At 62.9% G+C, this 26,173-nt stretch carries 26 protein-coding genes, 2 tRNA genes and 1 pseudogene; 22 read left to right on the top strand and 7 right to left on the bottom strand.

The window, feature by feature from the left end; translation table 11 throughout:
* Both VFJ08_RS08190 and VFJ08_RS08195 read left to right on the top strand, forming a co-directional pair.
* Positions 1–689, top strand: a 689-nt coding sequence (locus VFJ08_RS08190; RefSeq protein WP_324996706.1) for a type I restriction-modification enzyme R subunit C-terminal domain-containing protein, incomplete at its 5' end; no start/stop codon positions are given.
* 35 nt (positions 690–724) lie between these two features.
* Positions 725–812: transfer RNA gene (locus tag VFJ08_RS08195), tRNA-Leu, on the top strand.
* A gap of 93 nt (positions 813–905) precedes the next feature.
* Here the strand turns inward: VFJ08_RS08195 and VFJ08_RS15755 are convergent.
* Together VFJ08_RS15755 and VFJ08_RS08200 are read right to left on the bottom strand one after the other, a co-directional pair.
* Positions 906–1,079 (bottom strand): annotated as a pseudogene (locus VFJ08_RS15755) (type II toxin-antitoxin system HicA family toxin).
* 24 nt (positions 1,080–1,103) lie between these two features.
* A complete protein-coding gene (locus VFJ08_RS08200; protein WP_324996707.1) occupies positions 1,104–1,331 on the bottom strand; it encodes a DUF1902 domain-containing protein in 228 nt (75 codons plus the stop codon).
* Between the two features lie 327 nt (positions 1,332–1,658).
* On the opposite strand from VFJ08_RS08200, the gene VFJ08_RS08205 reads away from it, so the two are divergent.
* From VFJ08_RS08205 to VFJ08_RS08295, 19 genes are all read left to right on the top strand, one after another.
* A complete protein-coding gene (locus tag VFJ08_RS08205; protein ID WP_324996708.1) occupies positions 1,659–2,627 on the top strand; it encodes a MaoC family dehydratase in 969 nt (322 codons plus the stop codon).
* Positions 2,628–2,632: 5 nt separating this feature from the next.
* The gene (galU, locus tag VFJ08_RS08210) at positions 2,633–3,538 is read left to right on the top strand and encodes a UTP--glucose-1-phosphate uridylyltransferase GalU (protein WP_324996709.1); all 906 of its coding nucleotides are present in this window, start codon (positions 2,633–2,635) and stop codon (positions 3,536–3,538) included.
* Between the two features lie 162 nt (positions 3,539–3,700).
* Complete coding sequence (locus VFJ08_RS08215) at positions 3,701–6,619, top strand: 2-oxoglutarate dehydrogenase E1 component (protein WP_324996710.1); 2,919 nt, start codon at positions 3,701–3,703, stop codon at positions 6,617–6,619.
* 43 nt (positions 6,620–6,662) lie between these two features.
* Positions 6,663–7,997, top strand: a complete 1,335-nt coding sequence (gene odhB / locus VFJ08_RS08220) for a 2-oxoglutarate dehydrogenase complex dihydrolipoyllysine-residue succinyltransferase (protein ID WP_324996711.1) — start codon at positions 6,663–6,665, stop codon at positions 7,995–7,997.
* 40 nt (positions 7,998–8,037) lie between these two features.
* Positions 8,038–9,480, top strand: coding sequence for a dihydrolipoyl dehydrogenase (lpdA, locus tag VFJ08_RS08225; RefSeq protein ID WP_324996712.1), 1,443 nt, complete (start codon positions 8,038–8,040; stop codon positions 9,478–9,480).
* A gap of 140 nt (positions 9,481–9,620) precedes the next feature.
* The gene (locus tag VFJ08_RS08230) at positions 9,621–10,370 is read left to right on the top strand and encodes a YebC/PmpR family DNA-binding transcriptional regulator (RefSeq protein ID WP_324996713.1); all 750 of its coding nucleotides are present in this window, start codon (positions 9,621–9,623) and stop codon (positions 10,368–10,370) included.
* A gap of 3 nt (positions 10,371–10,373) precedes the next feature.
* Positions 10,374–10,901 (top strand): crossover junction endodeoxyribonuclease RuvC, encoded by a 528-nt coding sequence (gene ruvC / locus VFJ08_RS08235; RefSeq protein WP_324996714.1) that lies wholly within the window; start codon positions 10,374–10,376, stop codon positions 10,899–10,901.
* Positions 10,898–11,506, top strand: coding sequence for a Holliday junction branch migration protein RuvA (gene ruvA / locus VFJ08_RS08240; protein ID WP_324996715.1), 609 nt, complete (start codon positions 10,898–10,900; stop codon positions 11,504–11,506). The genes ruvC and ruvA overlap by 4 nt, the downstream gene beginning before the upstream one ends.
* Position 11,507: 1 nt before the next feature.
* Complete coding sequence (gene ruvB, locus VFJ08_RS08245) at positions 11,508–12,569, top strand: Holliday junction branch migration DNA helicase RuvB (RefSeq protein ID WP_324996716.1); 1,062 nt, start codon at positions 11,508–11,510, stop codon at positions 12,567–12,569.
* Positions 12,562–12,966: a tol-pal system-associated acyl-CoA thioesterase gene (gene ybgC / locus VFJ08_RS08250; protein WP_324996717.1), complete on the top strand. Its 405-nt coding sequence runs from the start codon at positions 12,562–12,564 to the stop codon at positions 12,964–12,966. Before ruvB ends, ybgC begins: the two co-directional genes overlap by 8 nt.
* Complete coding sequence (gene tolQ / locus VFJ08_RS08255; RefSeq protein ID WP_324996718.1) at positions 12,963–13,718, top strand: protein TolQ; 756 nt, start codon at positions 12,963–12,965, stop codon at positions 13,716–13,718. Before ybgC ends, tolQ begins: the two co-directional genes overlap by 4 nt.
* Before the next feature lie 30 nt (positions 13,719–13,748).
* On the top strand, positions 13,749–14,201 hold the full coding sequence (gene tolR, locus VFJ08_RS08260; RefSeq protein WP_324996719.1) for a protein TolR: 453 nt from the start codon (positions 13,749–13,751) through the stop codon (positions 14,199–14,201).
* Entirely contained in the window at positions 14,202–15,284 is a 1,083-nt protein-coding gene (gene tolA, locus VFJ08_RS08265; protein ID WP_324996720.1) for a cell envelope integrity protein TolA, read from the top strand.
* On the top strand, positions 15,284–16,594 hold the full coding sequence (tolB, locus tag VFJ08_RS08270) for a Tol-Pal system beta propeller repeat protein TolB (protein ID WP_324996721.1): 1,311 nt from the start codon (positions 15,284–15,286) through the stop codon (positions 16,592–16,594). Before tolA ends, tolB begins: the two co-directional genes overlap by 1 nt.
* A gap of 76 nt (positions 16,595–16,670) precedes the next feature.
* Positions 16,671–17,255, top strand: coding sequence for a peptidoglycan-associated lipoprotein Pal (gene pal / locus VFJ08_RS08275; RefSeq protein ID WP_324996722.1), 585 nt, complete (start codon positions 16,671–16,673; stop codon positions 17,253–17,255).
* A 16-nt stretch (positions 17,256–17,271) separates the two neighbouring features.
* Complete coding sequence (gene ybgF / locus VFJ08_RS08280) at positions 17,272–18,015, top strand: tol-pal system protein YbgF (RefSeq protein ID WP_324996723.1); 744 nt, start codon at positions 17,272–17,274, stop codon at positions 18,013–18,015.
* Positions 18,016–18,113: 98 nt separating this feature from the next.
* Positions 18,114–18,746: a 7-carboxy-7-deazaguanine synthase QueE gene (gene queE, locus VFJ08_RS08285; protein ID WP_349256974.1), complete on the top strand. Its 633-nt coding sequence runs from the start codon at positions 18,114–18,116 to the stop codon at positions 18,744–18,746.
* A 161-nt stretch (positions 18,747–18,907) separates the two neighbouring features.
* Positions 18,908–19,603 carry a 7-cyano-7-deazaguanine synthase QueC gene (queC, locus tag VFJ08_RS08290; RefSeq protein WP_324996724.1) on the top strand — a complete coding sequence of 232 codons (696 nt, stop codon included), beginning with the start codon at positions 18,908–18,910 and terminating at the stop codon, positions 19,601–19,603.
* A 57-nt stretch (positions 19,604–19,660) separates the two neighbouring features.
* Positions 19,661–19,736: transfer RNA gene (locus VFJ08_RS08295), tRNA-Lys, on the top strand.
* A gap of 228 nt (positions 19,737–19,964) precedes the next feature.
* On the opposite strand, the gene VFJ08_RS08300 is transcribed toward VFJ08_RS08295, so the two are convergent.
* From VFJ08_RS08300 to VFJ08_RS08320, 5 genes are all read right to left on the bottom strand, one after another.
* Complete coding sequence (locus tag VFJ08_RS08300) at positions 19,965–20,735, bottom strand: hypothetical protein (RefSeq protein WP_324996725.1); 771 nt, start codon at positions 20,733–20,735, stop codon at positions 19,965–19,967.
* Positions 20,736–20,773: 38 nt separating this feature from the next.
* A complete protein-coding gene (locus tag VFJ08_RS08305; protein ID WP_324996726.1) occupies positions 20,774–21,445 on the bottom strand; it encodes an isoprenylcysteine carboxylmethyltransferase family protein in 672 nt (223 codons plus the stop codon).
* A gap of 112 nt (positions 21,446–21,557) precedes the next feature.
* Entirely contained in the window at positions 21,558–22,784 is a 1,227-nt protein-coding gene (locus VFJ08_RS08310) for an MFS transporter (protein WP_324996727.1), read from the bottom strand.
* A gap of 269 nt (positions 22,785–23,053) precedes the next feature.
* Positions 23,054–24,148 (bottom strand): branched-chain amino acid aminotransferase, encoded by a 1,095-nt coding sequence (locus VFJ08_RS08315; RefSeq protein WP_324996760.1) that lies wholly within the window; start codon positions 24,146–24,148, stop codon positions 23,054–23,056.
* Between the two features lie 141 nt (positions 24,149–24,289).
* Positions 24,290–24,811: a septal ring lytic transglycosylase RlpA family protein gene (locus tag VFJ08_RS08320; protein WP_324996728.1), complete on the bottom strand. Its 522-nt coding sequence runs from the start codon at positions 24,809–24,811 to the stop codon at positions 24,290–24,292.
* Between the two features lie 404 nt (positions 24,812–25,215).
* Here VFJ08_RS08320 and thpD point away from each other — a divergent pair, with 404 nt between their 5' ends.
* Complete coding sequence (gene thpD, locus VFJ08_RS08325) at positions 25,216–26,136, top strand: ectoine hydroxylase (protein WP_324996729.1); 921 nt, start codon at positions 25,216–25,218, stop codon at positions 26,134–26,136.
* Positions 26,137–26,173: the final 37 nt, after the last annotated feature.

Here is a 26,173-nt window from a genome sequence, read left to right on the forward strand (position 1 = left end):
CCGGCGAGTTCTGGGCGGATATCACATTGGCGATGATCGAGAACGTGCGCCGCCGCCTGCGCGGACTCATCCGGTTCATCGAGAAAAAAGCCTTCAAGCCGGTGTATTCCGCGCTCGATGACGAAATCGGGGAAGGCGTCGATGTCAGCCTCGACGAATTCCAGACCGGCATCAATCTGGCGCAGTACCGCAAGAAGGTCGAAGCCTTCATCCGCGCGAACGAAGACCACGTCGCCATCGCCAAGCTCAAGCGCAACCGGCCGCTGACCGCCAGCGATCTGGCCGAGTTGGAGCAATTCGTGTTCGGCGCCGACGCCGTCGAAAGCCGCGAACGTTTCACCGGCGCGTTCGGCGAAGACCCGCCGCTCACAGTTTTCATCCGCTCGTTGGTCGGCCTGGACCACGCGGCGGCGGAGGCCGCATTCGCCGACTTTATCGGCAGCGGAAAGCTGAACAGCCGCCAGATTCGTTTTATCGACATGCTCATCGAGAACCTGGCCCACAATGGCGTCATTGACCCGGAGCGGCTATACGAGCCGCCATTCACCGGTGTGCATTACGAGGGTCTGGACGGCGTATTTGGTTCCGAGCGCGCGGAACGCGTGGTCTCGATCGTGCGTCACGTCAACGCCAATGCGCGCGGAAGCCGCATAGCGAACCATGCCGGCATTCAATCAGGCAATGGATAAAACAGTGGCCGTTCCCTGCTAGAATCTCCCGCCGTGCCCGGGTGGCGAAATAGGTAGACGCATGGGACTTAAAATCCCTTGGAGCAACGCTCCGTGCCGGTTCGAGTCCGGCCCCGGGCACCATGAAACGGCGATGTTCGGCCAGGCTGTGACGCAAACCACGACGGCGGAGCGTCGGCTGCACGGGTGATATGGTTGTGGGCCGAGTAGCGGGCTTTAGAACGCTTTTTCGAGCCCCGCCTGTTTCAGCACAGCATTCGCGGTATGCCGGGACGGTATAGCGCCGTCGACAACGAAGCGCTTCCCGGTAATTGGGCTTTACCACCATTCATGACCGCCCTTTCCTTGGCGCACGAATGCACAGCCGTTATCCCTGAGAATCCTTTTCAGGTCGGGCGTAAAAGGATTTAGCCATTACGCATCGATAGGCGTGCGCTGGCTGTCTCGTACAAGCAAGTCGTAGGGAACAGAATCGTTCTCGGGCGTAAGGCCATTAAGCTCGATGGCCTCGGGGACCATTACCCGGATTTTCTTTCTAAGTGCTTCGACGGTTTCCGCCGAAGTCGCTATACCTAGGTCATCATTACTGGCGACCCATACGCCGGCTTCGCTATCCCAAAAGGCCGTGATCGTGAAGTGCATCGTCTTGTCCCGCTGCATCAACCGCTAGATCGAGTATGGGGATTCGTTCGGAGCATAGCAATCGCAGGCCAGTGCGCGCCGATACGGGAGTCGACAAATCGGCAGTTTTTGTTTGCGCGCGGCCCGGAGATTAGCGTGTTGGCTGTTTCTTTCCGGGCTGGGTCGCATGTGCTTGTTTTGCATCCGTCCTCGGTCGGAATCGCGATATCGCGACCGCCCGTCCGAATCGAAGCTGAACGGTCGCGGGTTATCCATCATTGTATTGGGCATCCAACGCGTTACACTTCGAGCTTGAATCGTCCAAAGACCGTCCAAAGACGATAACCGATGTCAGGAGAGATCAGGCTCGATTTCGAGCAGCTGCCGGCGCTGGCGCCGTCTTATTTTCGGGCGGTCGCGAATTTCGGTTCCGGTCTGGCGAAGGGCGATACCATTCCCGCTATCGTCGCTCGGCTGAACGACCTGGAGGTCAGGGCGGAGAATCTGGCGCGATACCGCAAGGTCTGCGGTTTCCCCCGCGCCGAGACGTTGCCGCTGACCTATCCGCATGCGCTGGCGTTTCCCATGCATATGGCCGTGCTGACGCACAAGCGCTTTCCGCTGAAGCTGCTCGGGCTGATTCATGTCCGCAACCACATAACCCAGCATCGCGCGATTCGTGTCGACGAGCCGCTCGATCTGATCGTGTCCGTCGGCGGGCATCGGGATGTGGCCAAGGGCGTGGAGTTCGATCTGACGACCCAGGTCAAGGACGCTGCCGGCGACACGATCTGGGAAGAGACCGGCGTGATGCTGTCGCGGGGCAAAAGCGGCGGCTCCGGCGGCGCGTCCGGTCAGAGTAAGCAGCCGCCCGAGTTGGGCTTTACGCCGGACGAAGAGGCGACCTGGCAGGTGCCGGCTGATATCGGCCGGCGCTATGCCGCGGCGGCCGGGGACTATAACCCGATTCATCTGAGCCCGTGGAGTGCGCGGCTGTTCGGTTTCCCGAGGGCCATCGCCACCGGCATGTGGGTGAAGGCACGCGCGGCGGCCGCACTCCAGCCGCACGTGGCTCGGGAGGCTTACTCGCTGTCCGTGGCGTTCAAGAAACCGGTGTTTCTGCCGAGCACGGTGTTGTTCAAGGAGGCGGGCGGCGACAACGGCTTGCACTTTGCCCTGACCAGCCGCGCCGGCGATACCCATCACCTGACCGGCGAGGTGCGCTACATCTCAAACGGTGGCAGCGACCGAAGCCGGGCCGTCGATGGCCGGCCGGACGCGGCGACGAATGACTCAGACCAGCTTGGAAAAGGATAGTCATTATGCGAATTCGTAAAGCGGTATTCCCGGTGGCCGGGCTCGGCACACGGTTTTTGCCGGCGACCAAGGCCAGCGCCAAGGAAATGCTACCGGTCGTGGACAAGCCGTTGGTGCAGTACGCGGTCAAGGAAGCGATCGCGGCCGGCGCCGAGGAAATGGTGTTTATCACCAGCCACGCCAAGAATTCGATCATGGACCACTTCGATCGCGACTACGAACTCGAGGCCGCGCTGGAAGCCAAGGGTAAGGAAGAACTGCTGGCCGCGGTACACGATGTGCTGCCGTCCGGGATCAGCTGTGTATACATTCGCCAGCCGGAACAACTGGGCCTCGGAGATGCGATCCGTTGTTCGGTTCCGGCGGTGGGCGACCAGGACTTCGCGGTGATTCTGGCCGACGATCTGATCGCCGGCTCTTTCCAGCCGTGCATGGCGCAGATGCACCGCGTGTACCAGGAGTACGGCACCAGCGTGCTGGCGGTGCAGCGCGTGCCATGGGAAGACACCCATAAGTACGGCATCGTCGAGGCCGAACCGATCGGCCCGGGACTGTCCGAGATCCGCGGTATCGTCGAGAAGCCCAAAACCGAAGAGGCGCCCTCGAACTTGGCGGTGGTCGGTCGGTATATCTTGACGCCGCGCATTTTCCGGCTGATCGACAAGACCAAGCCGGGCGCCGGCGGCGAGATCCAGCTCACCGACGCGATCGAGGCGTTGATGGGCGAGCAGACGGTGCTGGCCTACGAATTCGAAGGCACCCGCTACGACTGTGGCAGCAAGTTCGGCTATTTGAAGGCCAACGTCGAGATGGGGCTGAAACACGACGAGATCGGTGACGAGTTCCGAGAGTATCTCAAGGAGTTGACGGCCGGTTGGGAAGAAGAATCCGACGCCAAACAGGCAAGTTAGGTTCGTTGGGTTCGCTTGGCCCCGGCATGCCGGCCTTCGCGCCGGCCCGGGGCCCGGCAATTTGTTATTATGAGTGCCCGGCGCGGACCGGATGATGGCAATAGAGCGCCGGCAAACGACACGGGGTGTATCCGGTACCCCAAACGGCGACAGACCAGTTCTATGAAAAGCGACTTGAACGACGAGTTCATCAGCACCTCCCCGTTGTTCGGCGGTAACGCCTCCTACGTCGAAGCCTATTACGAGCAGTATCTCCGCGATCCGGAGTCAGTCGAGCCGAGTTGGCGCGAATACTTCAAAAGCCTCAACGGCGACGGCCATGGCAGCGATATCGCCCACGGCCCGATTCGCGATTCGTTCGTGAACATGCAGGCCTCGGCCGGGCAGGGCGCCTCGGCGAAGTCCGGCTTGTCTTCGCGCGCGGCGCAAAAGCAGGCCGGCGTGCTGCAGCTGATCAATCACTATCGCAGCCGCGGGCACCGGGTCGCCAATCTCGATCCGCTGGGTCTTTACCAGCCGCCGGCACTGTCCGATCTCGATCCGGCCTATCACGGCCTCGGCGAAGCGGATATGGACAAGGTGTTCAACACCGGTTCGCTCTACGCCCACGACGACGAAATGAAGCTGCGGGACATCATCGATGTCTGCAAGCACGTGTACACGGGCACGATCGGCACCGAGTACATGTATATTACCGAGACCGAGCAAAAGCGCTGGATTCAGCGCCGTTTGGAGGCCGGTGTCGAGCATCCCGGCTTAAAGGACGACGAGAAACTCGAGATCCTGCGTCAGCTCACCGCGGCCGAGGGCATCGAGCGTTACCTGCATACCAAATACGTCGGCCAGAAGCGTTTCTCGCTGGAAGGCGCGGACAGCGTGATTCCGGCGCTAGACGAACTGGTGCGCTCCGCCGTGCGGCACCATGTCGACGAGATCGTGCTCGGCATGGCCCACCGCGGCCGTCTGAACGTCTTGGTGAACATCCTGGGCAAGGCGCCGAGCGAACTGTTCGCCGAGTTCGAGGGCAAGTACGACGTCGACGAACTGGACATGTCCGGCGACGTGAAATATCACCTCGGCTTTTCCACCGACATCGAGATCGAGGATGAGCGCGTGCATTTGGTGCTCGCCTTCAATCCGTCGCATCTCGAGGCCGTGAATCCGGTGGTCCAGGGGTCGGTCAAGGCGCGTCAGATCCGCCGCCACGATACGGCGGGCGAAACCGTGCTGCCGGTGCTGATTCACGGCGACGCCTCGTTCGCCGGGCAGGGTATCGTCATGGAGACGCTGCAGCTGTCGCAGGCCAAAGGCTACGCCACCGGCGGCACCGTGCATCTGATCGTGAACAACCAGCTCGGTTTCACGATGCAGGATCCGATCACCGGCAAGCAAGGCGAGATGTCGCGCACCTCGCAGTACTGCACCGATATCGCCAAGATGCTCGAAGCGCCGGTATTCCACGTCAACGGCGACGATCCCGAGGCCGTGGTGTTCGTCATGCGCATGGCCATGGATTACCGCGAGACGTTCGGCCGGGACGTCATCGTCGACATGATCTGTTATCGCCGGCAGGGCCATAACGAAGCCGACGAGCCGGCCGTGACGCAGCCGTTGATGTACCAGAAGGTCAAGAGCATGCAGACCACGCGCGCGCTGTATGCCAAACATCTTCAGGACATCGGCCTGATCGACGGCGAGCATGCCCAGGAACTGTTCGACAGCTATCGCGACGGGCTCGACGCGGGCAAGAACATCAGCCGTACCACACTCGGCATGGTCGGCAACGAACACACCGTCGACTGGGACAGGTTCCGGCTCGACAAGTGGTCGCACATCGTCGATACCTCGGTGCCGATCGAAACCTTGCAACGGCTTTCTTCGTCGCTTTACGACCATCTTCCGGACGGCTTCGATCTGCACAAGCGCGTCCAGCGGATCGTCGGCGATCGCCAGAAGATGGCCGCGGGCGCGTCGCGTATCGATTGGGGCTTTGCCGAGCATATGGCTTATGCCAGCCTGCTGGATGACGGCTTCAACGTGCGGCTGACCGGCCAGGATTCCGGCCGCGGCACGTTCTTTCATCGCCACGCCAAGCTCTACAATCAAAAAGACGGCGATGTCTTCGTGCCGCTGAACGAATGCTCGCGCGACGGCACCTTCTTCGAGGTCAACGACACCCTGCTTTCCGAAGCCGGCGTACTCGGTTTCGAGTACGGCTACGCGTCGGCCGACCCGCAGACGCTGACCATCTGGGAAGCCCAGTTCGGCGATTTCGTCAACGGCGCCCAGGTGATCATCGATCAGTTCATCGCCAGCGGCCATGCCAAGTGGGGCCGGATGTGCGGCCTGACCCTATTCCTGCCGCACGGCTATGAAGGCCAGGGCCCGGAGCATTCCTCGGCGCGGCTCGAACGTTTCCTGCAGCTGTGCGCGGAACGCCATATGCTGGTTTGCGTGCCGTCCACGCCGGCGCAGTGGTTCCATCTACTGCGCCAACAGATGGTCCGCAATCTGCGCATGCCGCTGGTGGTGCTGACGCCGAAAAGCCTGTTGCGTCACCGTCTGTCGACCTCGACGCTCGAGGATCTGTCGGACGGCCATTTCCATTTCGTGATCGACGACCCGGCCGATCTGGACGCGGACCAAGTCAAGCGGGTGGTCTTCTGTAGCGGCAAGGTTTATTACGACCTGGTTCAGGAACGCAATGAGCGTGAACTGGACGATATCGCGCTGGTGCGCATCGAGCAGTTGTATCCGTTCCCGGCCCAAGACTACGCCGCCGCGCTGGCGCGATATCCGAACGCCGATCAGATCGTCTGGTGTCAGGAAGAGCCCGAGAACCAGGGCGCCTGGTATCAGATCAAGCATCGCCTGCAAGTACCGCTGGAAAACCACCACGAGCTTCTGTACGCGACCCGCCCGGGCGCGGCCACCACCGCTGTCGGTTATCACAAGCTGCACGTGCAACAGCAGGAAGCGGTGGTCGACGCGGCCTTGGCCGGCGGCGAACCGCTGATCGAGAAAGGCACGGTCAGGGCCGATCCGCGCGGCAAGAAATCCGGTGTCCGCAACAAGAAATAATGCGGATCTATACTCATAGACAGACGACGAATCAGGAAAAGTAATGGCGACAGAAGTCAAAGTGCCGGAGCTGCCGGAATCGGTCAGTGAAGCCACGGTTGGCGAATGGCAGAAAAAGCAGGGCGACGCGGTCGAGCGTGACGAGAACCTGCTGGATCTCGAGACCGACAAGGTGGTTCTCGAAGTGCCAGCCGTGGCCGCCGGCAGACTTGCCGAAATCAAGGTCGAAGCCGGCGATACGGTTCAGGCCGGCGACGTGCTGGCGGTCATCGAAGAAGGCGAAGCCGGCGATTCCGGGAGCGACGACGACTCCGACGATGAAGAGCCTGCGGGCAAGAGCGAATCCGCCGCCGGCGATACCCCATCGGACGACGACTCGGACAACGACGAATCGGACGACGATGGCGGGGAATCCGGCGGCGACGATACCGTGGCCAGCCCGGCCGCCGGCAAGCTCATGGACGAGCACGACATCGCCGCGCGCGATGTGCAGGGTACCGGCAAGGACGGCCGTATCACCAAGGCCGACGTGCAGCAGGCCATCGACCGAAAGAGTAGCGATAATAAATCCTCGGGCCGCGGCCAAACCCAGGCAAGCAGCAGCCGCGATACCGCCGCCGCCGAGGCGCCGGCCACCGAGCAGGCCGACCGCCAGGCGCTGGGCGAAGTATCGCCGGAGCGCGTCGAGCAGCGCGTGCCGATGACCCGGATCCGGCAGCGGATCGCCGAGCGCCTGCTCGACGCCTCGCAGAACACCGCCATGCTGACCACCTTCAACGAGGTGGACATGAAGGCGGTGATGGACCTGCGCGCCCAGTACAAAGAGAAGTTCGAGAAGGACCACGATGTCCGTCTCGGCTTTATGTCGTTCTTCGTCAAGGCGGCGGTCGAAGCGCTCAAGCGCTACCCGATCGTCAACGCCTCGATCGACCAGGGCGACATCGTCTACCACGGCTTTTACGACATCGGCGTGGCCGTCTCCTCGCCGCGCGGCCTGCTGGTGCCGGTGCTGCGCGATGCCGATCAGCAGTCGTATGCTCAGGTCGAGTCCAAGATCCGCGACTTCGGCAAGCGCGCGCAGGAAGGCAAGGTCACGATGGACGAGATGACCGGCGGCACGTTCACGATCACCAACGGCGGCGTGTTCGGTTCGCTGCTGTCGACGCCGATCATCAACCCGCCGCAGGCGGCGATCCTGGGCATGCACGCCACCAACGACAAGCCGGTGGTGCGGGACGGCGAAATCGTGATCCGGCCCATGATGATGCTGGCCGTATCCTATGACCATCGCCTGATCGACGGCCGCGATGCGGTGCTGTTCCTGCGCACGATCAAGGAACTGCTCGAGGACCCGGCCCGGCTGTTGCTCCAGGTCTGACGCGATCGCGCCTCTTTCAAGAAATCAATCAAGGACAAGCATGAGCAAGCAATACGATGTCGTGGTGATCGGCGCGGGGCCGGCCGGTTACGTGGCCGCGATCCGTGCCGCGCAGCTCGGCATGAAGGTTGTCTGCATCGACCAGTGGCTCAACCTCGACGACAAGCCGTCACTTGGCGGCACCTGTCTCAATGCCGGTTGCATCCCGTCCAAGGCGCTGCTGGAATCCAGCGAGCTCTACCACCGCGCGCAGCACGAATTCGCCGCCCACGGTCTCAAGCTCGGCGATGTCGAGATGGATATCGCGCAGATGCAAAAGCGCAAGGCCGGCGTGGTCAACGAACTCACCGGCGGCATCGCCGGTCTGTTCAAGGCCAACGGCGTGGAATCCATGGCCGGCAACGGCCAGGTGGTGGATTCCGGCGAAGTGAAATACACCAGCCACGAGGGCGACGAGCAGACCGTCACCGCCGAGCATATCGTCATCGCGTCGGGTTCGGTTCCGGTCGAGCTCGACATCGCGCCGTTCGACGGCGAACGGATCGTCGACTCCTGGGGCGCGCTGGAATTCGACGAGGTGCCGAACAAGATCGGTGTAATCGGCGCCGGTTATATCGGCGTGGAGCTCGGTAGCGTGTGGTCGCGTCTTGGCGCGGAGGTTACGTTGCTGGAAGCGGTCGAGGAATTCATGCCGATCGCTGATCGCGACGTCGCCAAGGAAGCGCTCAAGACATTCAAAAAGCAGGGGCTGGATATTCAGCTCGGCGCCCGTGTCACATCGGCCAAGAGCAACAAGAAATCGGTGCGGGTGGAATACACGCAGGGCGACGAGTCCAAGAGCGAGACCTACGATCGCCTGATCGTCGCGGTCGGTCGGCGTCCGAATACGGCCAACCTGTGCGCCAAGGGCGCCCGCGTCGAACTCGACGACAAGGGTTTCGTCGATACCGACGACTCGTTCCGTACCAGCTTGCCGGGTGTGTACGCGGTCGGCGATGTGGTCGGCAATCCCTTGCTGGCGCACAAGGGCATGGAAGAGGGTGCCGCCGTCGCCGAGATTCTCGCCGGCCAAAAACCGCACGTGAACTACGATGTGATTCCGTCGGTGGTCTATACCCAGCCGGAGCTGGCCTGGGTCGGCAAGAGCGAGGCTCAGGTGAAATCCGCCGGCATCGACTACCGCGTGGGCCAGATCCCGTTCGCCGCCAACGGTCGTGCCAAGGCGCTGGCGCAGCAGGGCGGCTTCATAAAGATGATCGCCGATGCCAAAACCGACGAAATTCTCGGCGTGCACATGATCGGGCCGTATGTTTCCGAACTGGTGCAGGAGATGGTCGTGGCGATGGAGTACAAAGCTTCCAGCGAGGATATCGCGCGCATCATCCACGGCCACCCGACGCTCGGCGAAACGGTGCACGAAGCCGCGCTCGCGGTGGACGGCCGGCCCATTCATTTCCCGCCGCCGCGCAAGAAAAAAAAGTAGTGGATCAAGCGAGCCGACCGCCCAAGTGTCCGGGCGGCCGGGCTCGGCATCCAAATCGGATTGCAGATGTGCGATCGAGGGCGCTGCGCTCGCGCTCTGCCTGTTAAAATGCTCGCCGAGCGTATTCAGACGAGGCGTTTATGGCAGGGCACAGCAAATGGGCGAACATCCAGCATCGAAAAAAGGCCCAGGACAAGAAGCGCGCCAAGATATTCACGCGGCTGATTCGGGAAATCACCGTGGCGGCTCGTATGGGCGGGTCCGACCCCAACGACAACCCGCGGCTGCGGCTGGTCTGGGACAAGGCGCTGGCCGCCAACATGCCCAAGGACAATATCGAGCGTGCGGCCAAGCGCGGCGCCGGTGAATCCGGCAGCGACAACTACGAAGAAGTACGCTACGAAGGTTACGGTCCGCAAGGCGCGGCGATCATGGTCGATTGCCTGACCGACAACCGCAATCGCACCGTTTCCGAAATCCGTTACGCCTTTAGCCGTAACGGCGGCAACATGGGCGCCGACGGCTCGGTCGCCTATTTGTTCGATCGTAAGGGGGTGCTGACATTCTCGCCCGATATCAGCGACGAGGACGTGCTGGGCCCGGCGCTGGAAGCCGGCGCCGAGGATCTCGTGGAATACGAGGACGGCGCGTTCGAAGTGCTGACCGCCCCGGACGACTACACTCAGGTGCGCAAGGCGGTCGAAGCCGCCGGTATCGTGCCGGCGGAGGCCGATGTCACCATGCGCCCGTCGACCACGGTCGAGCTGACCGGTGAAGCGGCCCAGACCTGCCTGAAACTGATCGATGCGCTGGAAGACATCGACGACGTTCAGAATGTCTACACCAACGTCGAATTCGACGTGGCTTCGCTGTCGGACGCGGTGGCGTAGCGCATGGCCGCTGCCCCGCCCGCCGCGACGCCGAGAATCATCGGCATCGACCCCGGATCGACGATCACCGGTTATGCGGTGATCGACGGCGGGGCCTCGCCACGCGCCCGCATGATCGACTGCATCCGTCTACCGCGGACGGACTTTCCGACCCGGCTCGGTTTGATCTTCGACCGGCTGTCCGAAGTGATTCGCGAATACGGCCCGGATCAAATGGCGATCGAGAACGTATTCGTTGCCCGCAACGGCGCCAGCGCGCTCAAGCTCGGCCAGGCGCGCGGCGCGGCGATTTGTGCCGGTGCATCGGCCGGCCTACCGGTGGCCGAATACACGCCGACCCAGATCAAGCAGGCTATCGTTGGACGCGGGCATGCGGACAAAAAACAGATTCAGCACATGATCGCGATGCTGCTCGGCGCGACCGGTCCGCTACAGGCCGACGCCGCCGACGCGGCGGCCGTGGCGCTGTGTCACGCACACCACGCGCATACCGGCAGCCGCATGCGGGCGGCAAGAGCGGGCAGCGCATGATCGGGCGTCTGCGCGGGCGAATCGTCGAGAAGCAGCCGCCTCGGCTCGTAATCGATGTCGGCGGCGTCGGCTATGAAGTCGATGCGCCGATGTCGACGTTTTTCGCCTTGTCGCAACAGGCCGGCGAAGTCACGCTGCTGACCCAGATGGTGGTGCGTGAAGACGCGATTCTGCTCTACGGTTTCGCCGAAGACGCCGAGCGCAGGTTGTTCCGCGAGTTGATCAAAGTATCGGGCGTCGGCGCCAAGCTCGCTCTGACCGTGCTGTCCGGCATGAGCGTGGCCGACTTCGTGGCCACGATCGAGGCCGACGATGCCGCGCGGCTGACCGGCCTGCCCGGGGTCGGCAAGAAGACGGCGGCCCGCCTGCTGGTCGAAATGCGCGACAAGCTGTCCGGCACTGATATCGCCCCGGGCCTGAATGGCGCGCCGGCGCAGGCCGGCCTTGAACCGGACGGCAGCGGAGCGCGCGCCGATGCGCGGCACGCGCTGATCGCGCTCGGCTATAAGCCGGCCGAAGCCGATCGGCTGCTGCGCGGGATCGATACCGAATCGCTGGATAGCGAAGCGCTGATCCGCGAAGCGCTCAAGCGGGCGGTGCGCTGACATGCAGCCCGAGTTCGACGATAACGAACAGCGGCTGATCGGCTCCGCCGAGCGCCCGGAAGACAGCCGCTTCGATCGCGCCCTGCGGCCGACCGGACTGGCCGAATACATCGGCCAGCCTGAGGTCAGTGAACAGCTGGACATCTTCGTCTCGGCGGCCAGAGCGCGCGCCGAGGCGCTGGATCACGTGCTGATCTTCGGCCCGCCGGGGCTTGGTAAAACCACGCTCGCCCACGTCATCGCCAACGAAATGGGTGTCGGCTTTCGCCAGACTTCGGGGCCGGTGCTGGAGCGCCCGGGCGATCTGGCCGCGCTTCTCACCAATCTCGAACGCAACGACGTGCTGTTTATCGACGAGATTCACCGCCTGTCGCCGGTGGTCGAGGAAGTGCTCTATCCGGCGCTCGAGGACTACCAGATCGATATCGTGATCGGCGAAGGGCCGGCGGCCCGCTCGATCAAACTCGATCTGTCGCCGTTCACACTGGTTGGCGCGACCACCCGCGCCGGCGCGTTGACATCGCCGCTGCGCGACCGCTTCGGCATCGTGCAGCGTCTGGAATTCTATTCGCAGGCCGATCTCGCCTTTATCGTGACCCGCTCGGCCGGCATTTTGGACATCGCGATCGAGCCCGCCGGGGCCAACGAGATCGCGCGGCGCGCGCGTGGCACACCGCGGGTGGCCAACCGGTTGCTGCGCCGCGTGCGCGACTATGCCGAGGTGCGCGGCAACGGCCGGATCGATGGGCCGGCCGCCGCCGATGCCATGAACCTGCTGCGCGTGGACGACAACGGTTTCGATGTCATGGACCGCAAGCTGTTGAGCGCGCTGATCGAGAAGTTCGAGGGTGGCCCGGTCGGCGTGGAAAGTCTGGCCGCCGCGATCGGCGAGGCCCGCGAGACCATCGAAGACGTGATCGAGCCCTATCTCATCCAGCAGGGTTTCATGATGCGCACGCCGCGCGGCCGGCTGGCCACCGCGGCGACCTATCGTCACTATGGGCTGCCGGTACCCGAAACCGGCTCTCAGGCCGGGCAGGACCTGTTCGACTTCGATGGCTGAGGCCGCCGCGTTCGCCATCGATATCCGCGTCTACTACGAGGACACGGATGCCACGGGCGTGGTCTATCATGCCAACTATCTCCGTTATTTCGAGCGCGCCCGGACCGAGTGGCTCGACTCGCGGGGACTGGGGCATCGTGAAATGGCCGAGCGTCACGGCGTGGCGTTCACGCTGGCCGACTTGTCGATTCATTTTCGTCGTCCGGCGCGTCTGGACGACCGGCTGGCGGTCACCGCCGCCATCGCGGAACGCACGCCGGTACGCGTTGTCTTCGAACAGGAGATCACGCGTGACGGCAGATCCTTAATTCAGGGGCAATTCACGGTGGCGTGTGTAAAAGTCGCCGACTTCCGGCCGTGCCGGTTGCCCGAAGCGCTTTCGAAGGAGTTCAGATGAACGTCGCGACCGACATGAGCCTTGTCAGTCTCATCATGCAGGCGAGCGCGCTGGTGAAAGCCGTGCTGGTGATTCTGCTGCTCGCTTCCATCGCTTCTTGGGTCGTCATTTTCGCCAAGCGGCGGCTGATGAAGAGCACGGTCGCCGAGATGGAGTGGTTCGAGGACCGTTTCTGGTCGGGTGGTAACGTCAAGGACATCTACGAAGAAGTCCATCGTCACGACGATCACCCCGAGGGCATGCCGGCGCTGTTCAAGGCCGGCTACGAGGAATTGAAGCGCCAGCGCAATCAGGGCGATGCGATCAGCGCCGAGATCGTGCCTTCGGTACAGCGGGCGATGCGGGTCGCGCTGTCACGCGAAATGGAGCGCCTGGAGTCCGGGCTCGCGTTTTTGGCCACGGTCGGCTCGATCAGCCCCTATGTCGGCCTGTTCGGCACGGTCTGGGGCATCATGAGCGCATTCATCGGGCTGGGCAATGTGCAACAGGCCAGCTTGGCGATGGTCGCGCCGGGTATCGCCGAGGCGCTGGTCGCGACGGCCATGGGCCTGTTCGCCGCCATTCCGGCCGTGGTGGCCTATAACTTCTTCAGCAATCGGCTCGAGTTCATCGAGAACCGCTTCGACACGTTCATGGAAGAAATGGCGGGTATCGTGGAGCGCGGGGTAAACGCCGCCAACCCGATCGCGCGCGAGCGCGCCGCGAAGAAGCCGGAAAAAACCGAGCCGGTGCGCACCGCGCCCGAACTATAACGCCCGGGCATAGCCGAGGTTTCATCGATCATGAGATCGCGTAAAAAACGCCGTCTGACCGCCGAGATCAACGTCGTTCCGTATATCGACGTGATGCTGGTACTGTTGATCATCTTCATGATAACCGCGCCGTTGCTGACCTCCGGGGTCGAGGTCAACCTGCCCCAGGCGCCGGCCAAGGTGCTGGACATGAAGGACGATCACCCGATCGTGCTCACCGTGACCGCCAATGGCGATATGTCGCTCAATGTTGGCCCGTCGCCGGACCAGCCGATGTCGCCGGATCAGATCGAACAGACGGTTTCCAAAGTGCTCAACGAGCGCCCGGATGCACCGGTGGCCGTGCGCGGCGACGGCGCCAGCGCGTATGGCAATGTCGTGCGCGGCATGGTGCTGTTGCAGCAGGCCGGCGCCGAACATGTCGGACTGATCACGGATAACGTCGATAAATCCCAATCCAAATCCGATGGCGGCGGCGGTTAGGTGTTCGATCTGCTTGGCAAGATAGGGGAACACTGGCGCGCGGTGCTTTTTGCCGTCGTGTTGCATGCGCTGCTAGCTGCATTCCTGATATTCGGTATCCAGTTCGTCCATAGCTCGGCCTCGAAAGGCGACCGGGGCCTTTCGATCGTCGAGGCCTCCGTGGTGAACACCGCCGATCAGCCGGAGCGGTCGAATCCGCCGGCCGATCAGCAGGAGGCGCCGCAACCCAAGCCGAAGCCGGAACAAAAACCGGACCGGCAGGCTGAGAAGAAGGCCGAACAAAAAGCGCAGGCCGAAAAGGCCGCAGCGGCTGCCGCAGCCCGAAAGAAAGCTAAGCAAAAGGCGGAGAAGAAGGCCGCACAGGAACAGGCTGCGAAGCAGGCTGCGAAGCAGGCGGCGCAGAAGAAAGCGGCGCAAGAGAAGGCGCGGAAGGAAGCCGAGCAAAAGGCCGCGCGAGAGAAGGCGCAAAAGGAAGCCGAACAGAAAGCGGCTCGGGAGAAGGCACAGAAAGAGGCCGCGGCCAAGAAGGCCGCCGAGGAGAAGGCGAAGCGGGAAGCGGCGGAGAAGGCAAGACAGAAAGCCGCCGAGGAGAAAGCCAGACAAGAAGCCGAGGCCAAAAAGAAGGCCGCGGAGCAAAAGGCGCGCGCCGAGGCCGAGGCGAAAAGGAAGGCCGAAGCCAAGAGAAAAGCAGCCGAAGAAGCGGCGAAGAAGGCGGCCGCGGCGAAGAAAGCACGAGAAGCAGCAGCGAAGTCCGCTCTAAACAAGATGCTGGCCAAGGAAGCCGCCGGTCGTCAGAATGCGGTCAATCAACAGGCGTTGGCGCGCTATGTTCAGGCTATCAAGGATAAGGTCGAGGGTAACTGGATTCGCCCACCCGGCGTCGCTAATATTTCCTGTAAGGTCAAAGTCACGCAGTTGCCCGGCGGCCAGATCACCAACGTGCAGTTGCTTGGGTCCTGCGGTAGCCCGGCGGTCGACCGCTCGGTCGTACAGGCGATTCGCAAATCCGATCCGCTGCCTACGCCGCCGTCGGACAATCTGTTTCAATCGGAAATTGAATTCATCTTCAAGCCGGACCAATGATGTACAACAATCTTCGCTCGTTCGCCGTCGGCTTCGCGGCCCTATGCCTGATGACCCTCGCGGTATCGCCGGCTCAGGCCGCCTTGCAGGTGAACATCACCCAGAGCTCGAACAGCGCGATTCCGATCGCGATCTCCCCGTTCGGCTCCAGCCAAGGGCAGTTGCCGGTCGACGTAGCCCAAATCGCCAGCCGGGATTTGGCGTCCACCGGTCTGTTCGAGGTCTTTCCGCGCAGCAATATGCTGGCCCGGCCGAGCTCGCCCGAGCGGGTCAACTACAACAACTGGCGGACCCAGAATGTAAGCAATCTGGTCGTTGGCTCGGCCACGCCCAATGGCCAGGGCGGCTACAAGATTACGTTCAATCTGCTCGACGTGGCCCAAGGCCGGCCGGTGGCGAGCTATCAACTCAACGCGGGCCCAAATCAGCTACGCCAAGCCGGCCATATGGTCGCCAACCTGATCTATCAGCGTTTCATCGGCAAGAAAGGCTATTTCCTGTCTCGTATCGCATACGTGACGGTCACCGGTAATTCGCTGGAGAACCGGAAATTCCGGCTCGTGGTGTCCGAGTACGACGGCAGCCACCCGGCAACGGTCTATTCCTCGCAGGACCCGATCATGTCGCCGTCCTGGTCGCCCGACGGCAGCAAGCTCGCGTATGTCGCCTTCAACGTCTACAAGGGCATCAGCAGTATCCGGGTGCAGGATCTGGCCACGGGCAACGTGCGCACAATCGTCTCGGGCCCGGGCGTCAACGGCGCGCCGGCTTTTTCGCCCGACGGTAACCGGATCGCGCTAACCAAATCCACCAATGGCGACAGCAACATCTTCGTCTACAACCTGGCGAGCGGACAAATGCGGCAGCTCACCCACAGCGGCTCGATCGACACCGCGGCCGCGTGGTCGCCCGACGGCAGCCATATCGCCTTCACTTCGGATCGCGGCGGTCAGCCTCAGATTTACGAAATGAGCAGTCAGGGTGGCCAAGTCCAGCGTCTGACTTACGACGGCCAGAGCAATCGACGGGCTGACTTTTCGCCGGATGGCGAGTCGCTGGCGATGGTGCAGAAGAGTGCCAACGGCTTCCGCATTGCGATCATGGACCTGTCGAACAATAATGTCCGTATCGTGAGCGACGGCCCGATGGACGACAGTCCGGCCTTTGCACCGAACGGGCAGGTCATCCTCTACGCCAAGCAGGGCGGGAGCAATTCATTGGCAACCGTGTCGATCGACGGTGAAGCCAAATCCACCCTTTCTCAGGCCGGCGAAGTCCGGGAACCCGCCTGGGGGCCGCTGGGCTACTGATCCACGAGTCAATACGCCGGGCGCACAGAAAGAGGCCGGCGGTTGGTAAACAGAAAAAACAAGGAGCGTTCGAGTAATGCGTCACACCGATTTTCAATTCGCGCGCCGGCTGATGCTGGTCATGGTTCTGCTGGCCACGGCGATTGCGGTCACCGCGTGCGGTGGCAACAAGAACATCCGCGGCAACGGCAGCATGCCGCAAGCGGGCATGCAGGGCGGCAATGGCCAAGCCGCGGGCATGGGCTCCCGCCGTAATATCGATGTGCGCGGTTTGGAAGGCGTCCCAGCCGGCGATCGTCACATGTTCACCGACCCGAGCAACCCGCTGTCGACCCGTACCATCTATTTCCCGCTCGACAGCAGTTCGATTCCGTCGCGGTACTCCCAAGCCATTCAGGCGCATGCGCAGTATCTAGCCAATCATCGGGGCGTGCATCTGCGTTTGGAAGGCAACACCGACGAACGCGGCACGCGTGAATACAACGTCGCACTGGGCGAGCGGCGTGCCGATTCGGTCAAGCAGGCGCTTGTGCTCTCGGGCGCGAACGCCGGCCAGATCACCACGATCTCCTACGGCGAAGAACGCCCGGCCGAGCTCGGTCACACCGAGGCGGCTTATGCCAAGAATCGTCGCGTGGATTTCATCTACACAAACCACTAATCGCTAGAGGCGGATCATGCAGAACGCGTTGATCACCACCACGCTGGCAGCCACGGTCGCGCTCGGCGCGACCGGGCTTGCGGTCAAGCCGGCGATGGCCGGCACCGGCGACGGTCCGCCATTGCGGTTGGCCCAGAACAACGGCCCGAATCTGTTCATGCTATATCAGCAGATTCAGCGGCTTCAGCAGCAGGTGCGCGAGCTCAACGGTCAGGTCGATACGCTGCAGTACAAGCTCAGGCAGAACGAGCAAGGCCAACGCGATCTGTACCAAAACCTCGACAAGCGACTGAGTAGGCTCGAGAACGGCGGCGGTGCCAATGGCGCCGCCACCAGCCCCAATCAGGCGGGGGGCTACGGCGGCGCCATTGGTCCCGATTCCGCCGCGCAGTCCGCTTACATGAACGGTTTCAACAAGCTCAAGAACGGCCAGTACGACGCCGCGATCGGCGCGTTCAAACAATTTGTTGCCCGGTATCCGGACACGAGCCTCACCGACAATGCGTGGTACTGGCTCGGTGAGGCTTATTATGTCCAGCAACAGGCGAACGACGCCGAAGAGGCGTTCGATGCCGTTGTCAACAAGTTCAAGAACTCGCCCAAGGTGCCGGCCTCGCTGTACAAGATCGGCTTGATTCAGGCGACGCGGGGCCAGATCGACAACGCTAAATCGACGCTGCAGCGCGTGGTCGATCAGTATCCGAACAGCGATTCCGCCGGCCTGGCGAGGCAAAAATTACAGTCGCTGGGTAGCGGCTGACGTCGGCTCCGCCCGTGTCGGATCTGCTCGATGTCAAGGCCGACGGTTTGCGCCACGACGGCGTACGTAAAAGCCGCTGGGCCCAACGCGAAGACGCGCTGCGCGTTACCGAGATATTCTGCTCGTTGCAGGGCGAGGCCAAGGCGGCGGGACGGGTCTGCACCTTCGTGCGCCTGACCGGCTGCCCACTGCGCTGTCATTACTGCGACACGGCCTATGCGTTCCACGGCGGTGAATGGACCCGGCTCGACGCCATCCTCGCACGCGTCGAAGCGTTCGCGGCGCGCGATGTCTGCGTGACCGGCGGCGAGCCCCTGGCTCAGCCCAATGTCGCGCCGCTCGTGTGTCGGCTCTGTGACGCCGGCTACGAGGTGTCGGTAGAAACCGCGGGCGCGCTGGATATTCGTCCGATCGATGCGCGCGCGTCCCGCGTCGTCGACATCAAGACGCCCGATTCGGGCGAGGCCGCGCGCAACCGCTGGGACAACATCGAAGTGCTGACCGACCACGACCAGCTCAAGTTCGTGATCTGTTCGCGCGAAGACTATGAGTGGTCCAAGCGGCGGCTGGCGGAAATCACGCTGCCGAGCGGCTGTATCGTCTGGTTCTCGCCAAGCCACGGCCAGATCACCGCCCGCGACCTCGCGGACTGGATTGTCGCCGACCGACTGTTGGTACGCTTTCAGCTGCAACTGCACAAGCAACTTTGGGGTGATGCCCCCGGCCATTGATTTTTAGTGCCAAATCAATTCACTAATACCCCGCGGCTTGCCGCGGGCACCTTGGCGATGGGGTTTCCAAAGGGGAGAGGCGTTAGCTCTCCCATTTGGTCGACCGCGCGGTTTCATACCGCGCGGTCGAAAGATATTTGATAATAGCCTGGAAATAATCGATGTCTGCTTCCGCCAAGCCTTCGGCCGTCGTATTGCTGTCCGGCGGTCTCGACTCCACGACCTGTCTGGCGGAAGCGGCCGCGGCCGGCTACCGCTGCTACGCGCTCAGCTTCGATTACGGCCAGCGCCACACCGCGGAACTGAGCGCCGCCCAGCGTATCGCCACCTCGGCGGGCGTGGCCGAGCACAAGATCGTGCGCATCGATTTCGACGGCATGGGCGGTTCCGCGCTCACCGATGACCGCATCGACGTCCCTGAGACTCCGACCGAAGGTATCCCCGCGACCTACGTGCCGGCACGCAATACGCTCTTCCTCTCGGTCGCGCTCGGTTGGGCCGAAGTGCTCGGCGCCGAAGCGATTTATATCGGCGTCAACGCCGTCGACTATTCCGGTTATCCGGACTGCCGGCCGGAATTCATCGAAGCTTTCGAGCGGATGGCGGCGCTGGCGACCAAGGTTGGTATCGAAGGGCATCCGATCGTCATCCGCACGCCGTTGATGCACCAGACTAAAGCCGAAATTATTCAACGCGGGACCGCGCTCGACGTCGACTACGGTCGGACCGTCACCTGCTACCAAGCCGACGACGACGCCCGTGCCTGTGGCGTCTGCGATGCCTGCCGTTTGCGCCGGGCCGGCTTCGAAGCCGCCGGCGTGCCGGACCCGACGCGCTACCAGCCGAACATGCCGTAGGCCGGTTCCCTGGGGTGGCAATCCCGGCGTTTTCCGGTATCATGCGCGCTCTGTAAAGGGCCGTTAGCTCAGTTGGTAGAGCAGTAGACTTTTAATCTATTGGTCGCTGGTTCGAGACCAGCACGGCCCACCAAATAAGCCTTTTATTCAGAGGCACTTAAAGCCGCACCGCCGGAAGGCGCTGCGGTTTTTTTATTGTCGGGGCTACGCTGGTGCTAGCCGATCTTCAGGAACTTCAGCGGGTAGCGTTTGGTGCAGCGCCAGACGGCGAGAGTATCGTCATCGTCTGACTCGCCTTCGCCCGGATATCGGGGTACGTGGATCGCTCGGAAGCATGCCTTGTATGAAACGGCAACAGCTTTTAGGAGGACCTGGCGCGTAAGTGGCGTTGGGCCCGGCGCGCGTCGCCACGTCCGGTCGCCGCGATGATGATGACCATTAGCATGACGGCGACGGCCGATGCCGTGAGTGTGCTGAAATGCAGCCCGCCGGAGGCCGTCGGTTTGGTGAGGAAATCGCCGAACGTGGCGCCGAACGGCCGCGTGAAGACGAAGGCCACCCAGAATAGGGCGACGCCGTTGATACGGGTGGTGTAATGCAACGCGACCACGACGCCGATGATGGCGGCGGTGAGCGCGGCGCCACTGATATACCCGAGGCCGAGGCTGTCGCTCAGAAAATCGCCGAATGCCGTGCCGAGGCTGTTCGAGAATAGAATGGCGGTCCAGTAGAACAGTTCGCGTCGCCGGGCGACGATCGGGGAGACCCGCAGTTCGCCCTCGACCAGCCGCCAGATGCCGAGCGTGCTAAGCAAGCACGTCGCCAGTATGGCCGCGCCCAGCAGATAACCGAGGTGCAGCGTGCGGTCCATCAGGTCGGATACCTCGGTGCCGGCCGTGGTCGTGCCGACGATCGCGGCCCAGTACAGGGCCGGGCGGAATCGGCTCGATGCGAGCTGCGCTGCGAGCAGCACGGCCAGTACACTGGATGCGATGGCCAGGCCTGCGATATAGCCGAGATTGAGCGTGATCGCCAACAGGTCGCCCGAGGTCTCCCCCAGCGTTGTCGCCAGAATCTTGAGCACCCAGAACCATAGGGTGATCGTGGCGACCTTGTTGAAAGCCGTCTTCATGACATCCGGCGTGGCGGGTTCGAAAAAAGAGTTGCCGATCAGCCGAGGCCGACAATGATCAGCGCGATGATCCCGGCCACGGGCCATACGAGTTCGTGGTTCGCGCGTACACAAGCCCAAGAGAAGCGCTGGGTGTCGCCGCTGCGCCAGGGTGTCAGGCGTGGAAAAAAATCCGGTACATGCGCGGCGTGTTCGGCCACCGATGGCCCGAACAACTTGCGCAGCTTGCCGTACTCGCGACGGTACTTGCGGGGCATGTAGTATTTGAAAAAGACATACAGGCCTGCGATTCCCGTCATCCAGATCGCGAGTCCGCGATTGTTGTAAGGGTTGCCGGCGGCGATGAACAAACCGGTCATGACCAGAGCTGAACCCACATAGGCGGGATTGCGCGTATGCGCATAGGGTCCGGTCGTGATCACGTTCTGATTCTTGCGCAGGTGGCCGAAGGTCCAGATGCGCAGGACCAGGCCGAGACCGACCACAACGCTGCCCAGCGCGTACGTGGGCGCCCAGGGCGCGGCAAACAGGAGTACACCGGCCGCGGCGGCATAAGCCAACAGCAGGCGCGGCGTGATCCGGCGAGCGCGCAGCCGTGTCATCACATCGGCGTTCTGAATCGAGTGCTCATCCGGATAGATCCGGTGTTTGTCGGCGCCCGCCTCGTTGGAGGATAATGGGCTCGACGTCTCGCGGTTCGCGTTGATCATGGCGGTGCTCCCGATCGTGCCTGGGAGGCGCCATATTGAGCATTGCCGTGTGCCGCGGACGTTTTGTGATCGTTGTATTTCTGTAAGTCGCCCGAGCGCGGGCCATGCGGGTTCAACTGGTGGGGCGCGCTTCGTATCGGCCGGTCTCGGGAACGCCGACATAGAACAGCGCCAGGGCGATCATGGCGACCGCGGCCAGAAAGAAAAATCCACCGGCATAGCTGGTGGCGTCGACCACCCAGCCGGCGACGAAGTTGCTCAGCGCGGCGCCGGCGCCGATCGCGGTGGCGATCACGCCCTGGGTGACGTTGTAGCGGCCCGAGCCCCGGGTCAGATCCGCGATGATCAGGATGTTGAGCACGCCGAAGATACCGTTCGCAATGCCGTCCAGGATCTGCACCGACACGAGAAAGTACGGATCCGATCCCACCGCAAACAGCACGCCGCGAACCGGCAGGCAGACCAGCGCGATGAGAAAGATCGGCCGGCGGCCCCAGCTCTGGGCGAATCGGCCGGACCAGGCCGCCATGGGGATCATCACGAGCTGGGCGACAATGATGCAGGCCGACATGTAGAGCGACGCGCCGTGCCCCGCGCCGGCCGCCAGATGCTGGCCAATCAACGGCAGCATCGCCGCGTTGGCGAAATGAAACAGCACCACGGCGCCCGCATAGACCAATAGGCGACGATCGCGCATCAGCGCCCGCAGCGACGTATCGACCCCGGCGCCCGAATCGGCCTGAAAACCGCGCGCCCGGCGGTGGTCGATATCCCGTTCGCGGATGCCGTAGATGGCGCAAATACAAACCAGCGCGGTCGCGGCCGCCATATAGAAAATGCCGATGCGCGCGATGTAATAGGCGACCAGCCCGGCGGAAACGGCGGCGAACAGGTTGCCGATGTGGTTGAATACCTGATTGCGCCCCTGGCGCGCCGACAGCCCGGCGTAGCCGACGATGCCGAGCGTAAGGGCGGCGATCATCGGCGTGAGAAAAGCGCCGGCGGCGCCGATGACGATTTGGGCGGCGATGATCGGTGCGGCGCCCGGAAAAGCCGCCGTGACCAGGCTGGCGCCGGCGATGCACAGCATGGCGAGCGCCATGAGATGCCGTTTCCAGGTGACACGGTCGATCAACGCGCCCGCCGGCGTCTGCACGAGCAGGGTGGCGGCGCCGGCGACGGAGACCGCCAGCCCGATCATGCCCGGCTGCCAGTTCAGCGAGCTCAGCAGGTAGATCGATAGAAACGGGGCAATTCCGCCCTGGACGTCGGCCAGCAGAAAATTGGTCCAGTCGAGCGCTATCAAGCTGCGCGCGGCCGGACGCCCGTCAGGCGTCATGCAGTGCTCCGCAAAGCCGATCTCGATTCGGCGACCGAACCGACAATCGACCCCGCAGATTATAGCGCCCGCGGCGCTTGCTATTAACCCGGCACCAAAACAGCTGAAATATCAGCTGTTTTCAACGCACCCGAAAATCAAGGCCGGCGCATGTCCGTCCTTGATTTTCAAGTGCTTCGCGGCCGATGGCCGCGGCGAGCACGCGTTTGCGTACTCGCGCTATTAACCCGGCATGAAAGTATTTTCATGCCGGGTTAATAAATGCGCTTTCAGATCAGCTGCGTCAACCAGCCGTGCTTATCCTCGGCGCGGCCGTACTGAATATCGAGCAAAGCTTTGCGTAGCTGTTGCGCGATTTGGCCGTTGCCGGCTTGTGGATCGCCGACGGTGTCGTTTTCGGTGACCAGCGCGCCGACCGTGGTGATCACCGCCGCGGTGCCGCAGGCGAAGATTTCGGTGATCTCGCCGCTGTTGACGCCGTCGCGCCACTCGTCGATGCTCACCGCGCGCTGTTCGGGCGCGAGACCCATGTCCTTGGCGAGCGTGAGCACGGAATCGCGCGTCACGCCCTCCAAAATGCTGCCGGACAGCGCGGGTGTGACCAGGCGCCCGTCGCGGTAGACGAAGAACAGGTTCATGCCGCCCAGTTCCTCGACCCACCTGTTCTCCGCAGCGTCCAGGAAGGCAACCTGTTCGCAGCCGTTGTCGATGGCTTCCTGTTGCGCCACCAGCGAGGCGGCATAATTGCCGCCGCACTTGGCCGCGCCGGTGCCGCCGGGCGCGGCGCGGTTGTAGTGGGCGGACAGCCAGATCGAAACCGGCTTGCCCGCGCCCTTGAAATAAGACGCCGCCGGCGAGGCGATCACATAGTAATCCACCTCGGCGGCCGGCTTCACGCCGAGAAAGCGGCCGTTGGCGATCATGAACGGCCGGATGTACAGGCTGCATTCCTCGCGCTCGTCGCGCGGCGTCGGCACCCAGGCGCTATCTTGCTCAACCAGCGCTCGGATCGAGCCGACGAAGGTCGGATCGTCGAGTTCGGGCAGCGCCAAACGGCGCGCCGACTGGCGAAAACGCGCGGCGTTGCGCGTCGGGCGAAAGCCCCACACCGAACCGTCGGCATGTCGATACGCTTTCAAGCCTTCGAAGATCTCCTGCGCGTAGTGCAGCACCGGCGAGGCCGGGTCCATCGTGAGCGGGCCGTATGGCCGCACCTCGGCCGAATGCCAGCCCTCGGCTCGGGTCCAGCGCACGTGCGCCATGTGGTCGGTGAAATACTGGCCGAATCCCGGGTCGGCCAGAATCTCGTCGCGCAGATGCGGGGCGACCGGCGTCGTCGTCGGGCGGATGGAAAATTCGGGCATGGACACAGCGTTCGTCTCCGTGGGCAGAAACCGGCGGGCACGGGGCCAACCGCATATGCTAAACCATAAATTGAGCGACAGTCTGCCGCGCATGACCCGCACCGACCACGGCCGTATCGGCCGCGCAGCGGCGCGCCCGGCTCACTTCGGCTTGGAAACGATTTGCAGCGTCACCGGCACGACGCCGTCGTGGCGCATATCGAGCTTCTTTGCTGCCGCTTTGGAAAGATCGATCACGCGGCCGTCCACGAACGGGCCGCGATCGTTGATTCGCACAGTTACGTGCTTGTCGTTCTCCAGATTGACCACGCGCACGCGGCTGCCGAGCGGCAGGGTGCGATGGGCGGCGGTCAGCGCGTGCGGGTCGTAGGGCTCGCCGCTGGCCGTGGTCTGGCCGTTGAAACTTGCGGCGTAATAGCTGGCATTGCCGCGTTCGTAGATCGATGGATGACTTTCCGCGGTCGTATCCTCGCTCCCGTCCTCGTTCTCGTTTTCGTCCGGTGAAGATACCGGTGCCGGAATATGCGTTCGGGTGACATGCGGCTCGCGCTGGGTTGCGCAGCCGGAGAGGACGGCGGCCACGAGCATGGCAGCGAAAACAAGCGCATGACGTGACCCCGCCGTATACAGGGCGGTCGGGTTGGGTTGTGGGTGGTTTGTCATCAACGGCCGGCCTCGAGCAAGCGGTGCCGGGTGTGCGCCCCGGTGCGTTCCCGGATCATAGCCGTTTCGACTGAATCGAGTCGGAACCGCGAACGACCGTGGCATGGCCAGGATATGGCGAGAGCGGCTATGTGAAGTCACGTATTGAGGCCCGACGGCCGGATTTCTAATCTCGGCCATGATCACAACACGGCGCGATCGGCACGAGAAGGACGCGCTGTATCCGGCGGCTCGAAGCCGCTGGCCGCGAAACGATTGCGCATATTTTCATGGGCCGCACGGGCAGCAAAAGCGCCCGCAACGATGAGTGCGGCCGGACGGAGCCGGGCACGCGCCATCTTCCATCGAACGTCGACAGCGTGCCGTATTGAGCACGCCGCACCGCAAACCATCGAAGGACCATCATGCGAAACGACGATTACATCACCCGCACCGATCAACCCGAGGCGCGCCATCGACGCCACGACCCGGTCGTGCACGCCGGGCCGGCGATGCGTTGGAACGGGCCGCTCGACGAAGTGGCGCTGTCGGCGTTCGAGCGCGACGGTTTTCTTTGGTTCGAAGGATTTTTTTCCCAGGATCGGATGGCGCCGTTTCTCGACGAACTCACCGAAATGAGCCGGGACGAGGCGCTACTCGAGTCCGACGGCGTGATTCGCGATCCGAAATCGGGAGCGATGCGCTCGGTATTCGACATGCACCATATCTCGTCGCGTTTCGACGAACTGACGCGCGACGCGCGCATTCTGGGCATGGTTCAGCAATTGCTCGGTAGCGACGTTTACATCCATCAATCGCGTATCAACGACAAGTACGGTTTCCAGGGCGCCGGCTTCGATTGGCATTCGGATTTCGAGACCTGGCACGCCGAGGACGGCATGCCGAGAATGCGGGCGATCAGCGCCTCGATCATGCTCACCGACAACAACGAGTTCAACGGGCCGTTGATGCTTATTCCGGGCTCGCATCACGAGTTCGTGCCGTGTCAGGGCGCCACGCCGGACGATAACTGGAAGAGTTCGCTCAAGGCGCAGAATGCCGGCGTGCCGAGTCAGTACAACTTGCAGGAATTGGTGAGCCGCGGCGGCATCACCGCACCCAAGGGGCGCACGGGCTCATTGCTGCTGTTCGAGTGCAACACGCTGCATGCGTCGAACTCGAATATGTCGCCGTGGCCGCGTTCGAATCTGTTCTTCGTCTACAACAGCGTGCACAACGCGCTCGAAGAGCCGTTCGCGGCCGCGCGGCCCCGGCCGTCTTTCCTGGCCAACCGGGGGACGCCGCAAGCGCTGGATCTGCATGATCCGTACGCGGACATGCGCTGAACCCGGGCATGAAATCGCAACGCTTTGCGTATTTCGT

The sequence above is a fragment of the Salinisphaera sp. genome (assembly GCF_035690525.1).
Lineage (GTDB): Bacteria > Pseudomonadota > Gammaproteobacteria > Nevskiales > Salinisphaeraceae > Salinisphaera.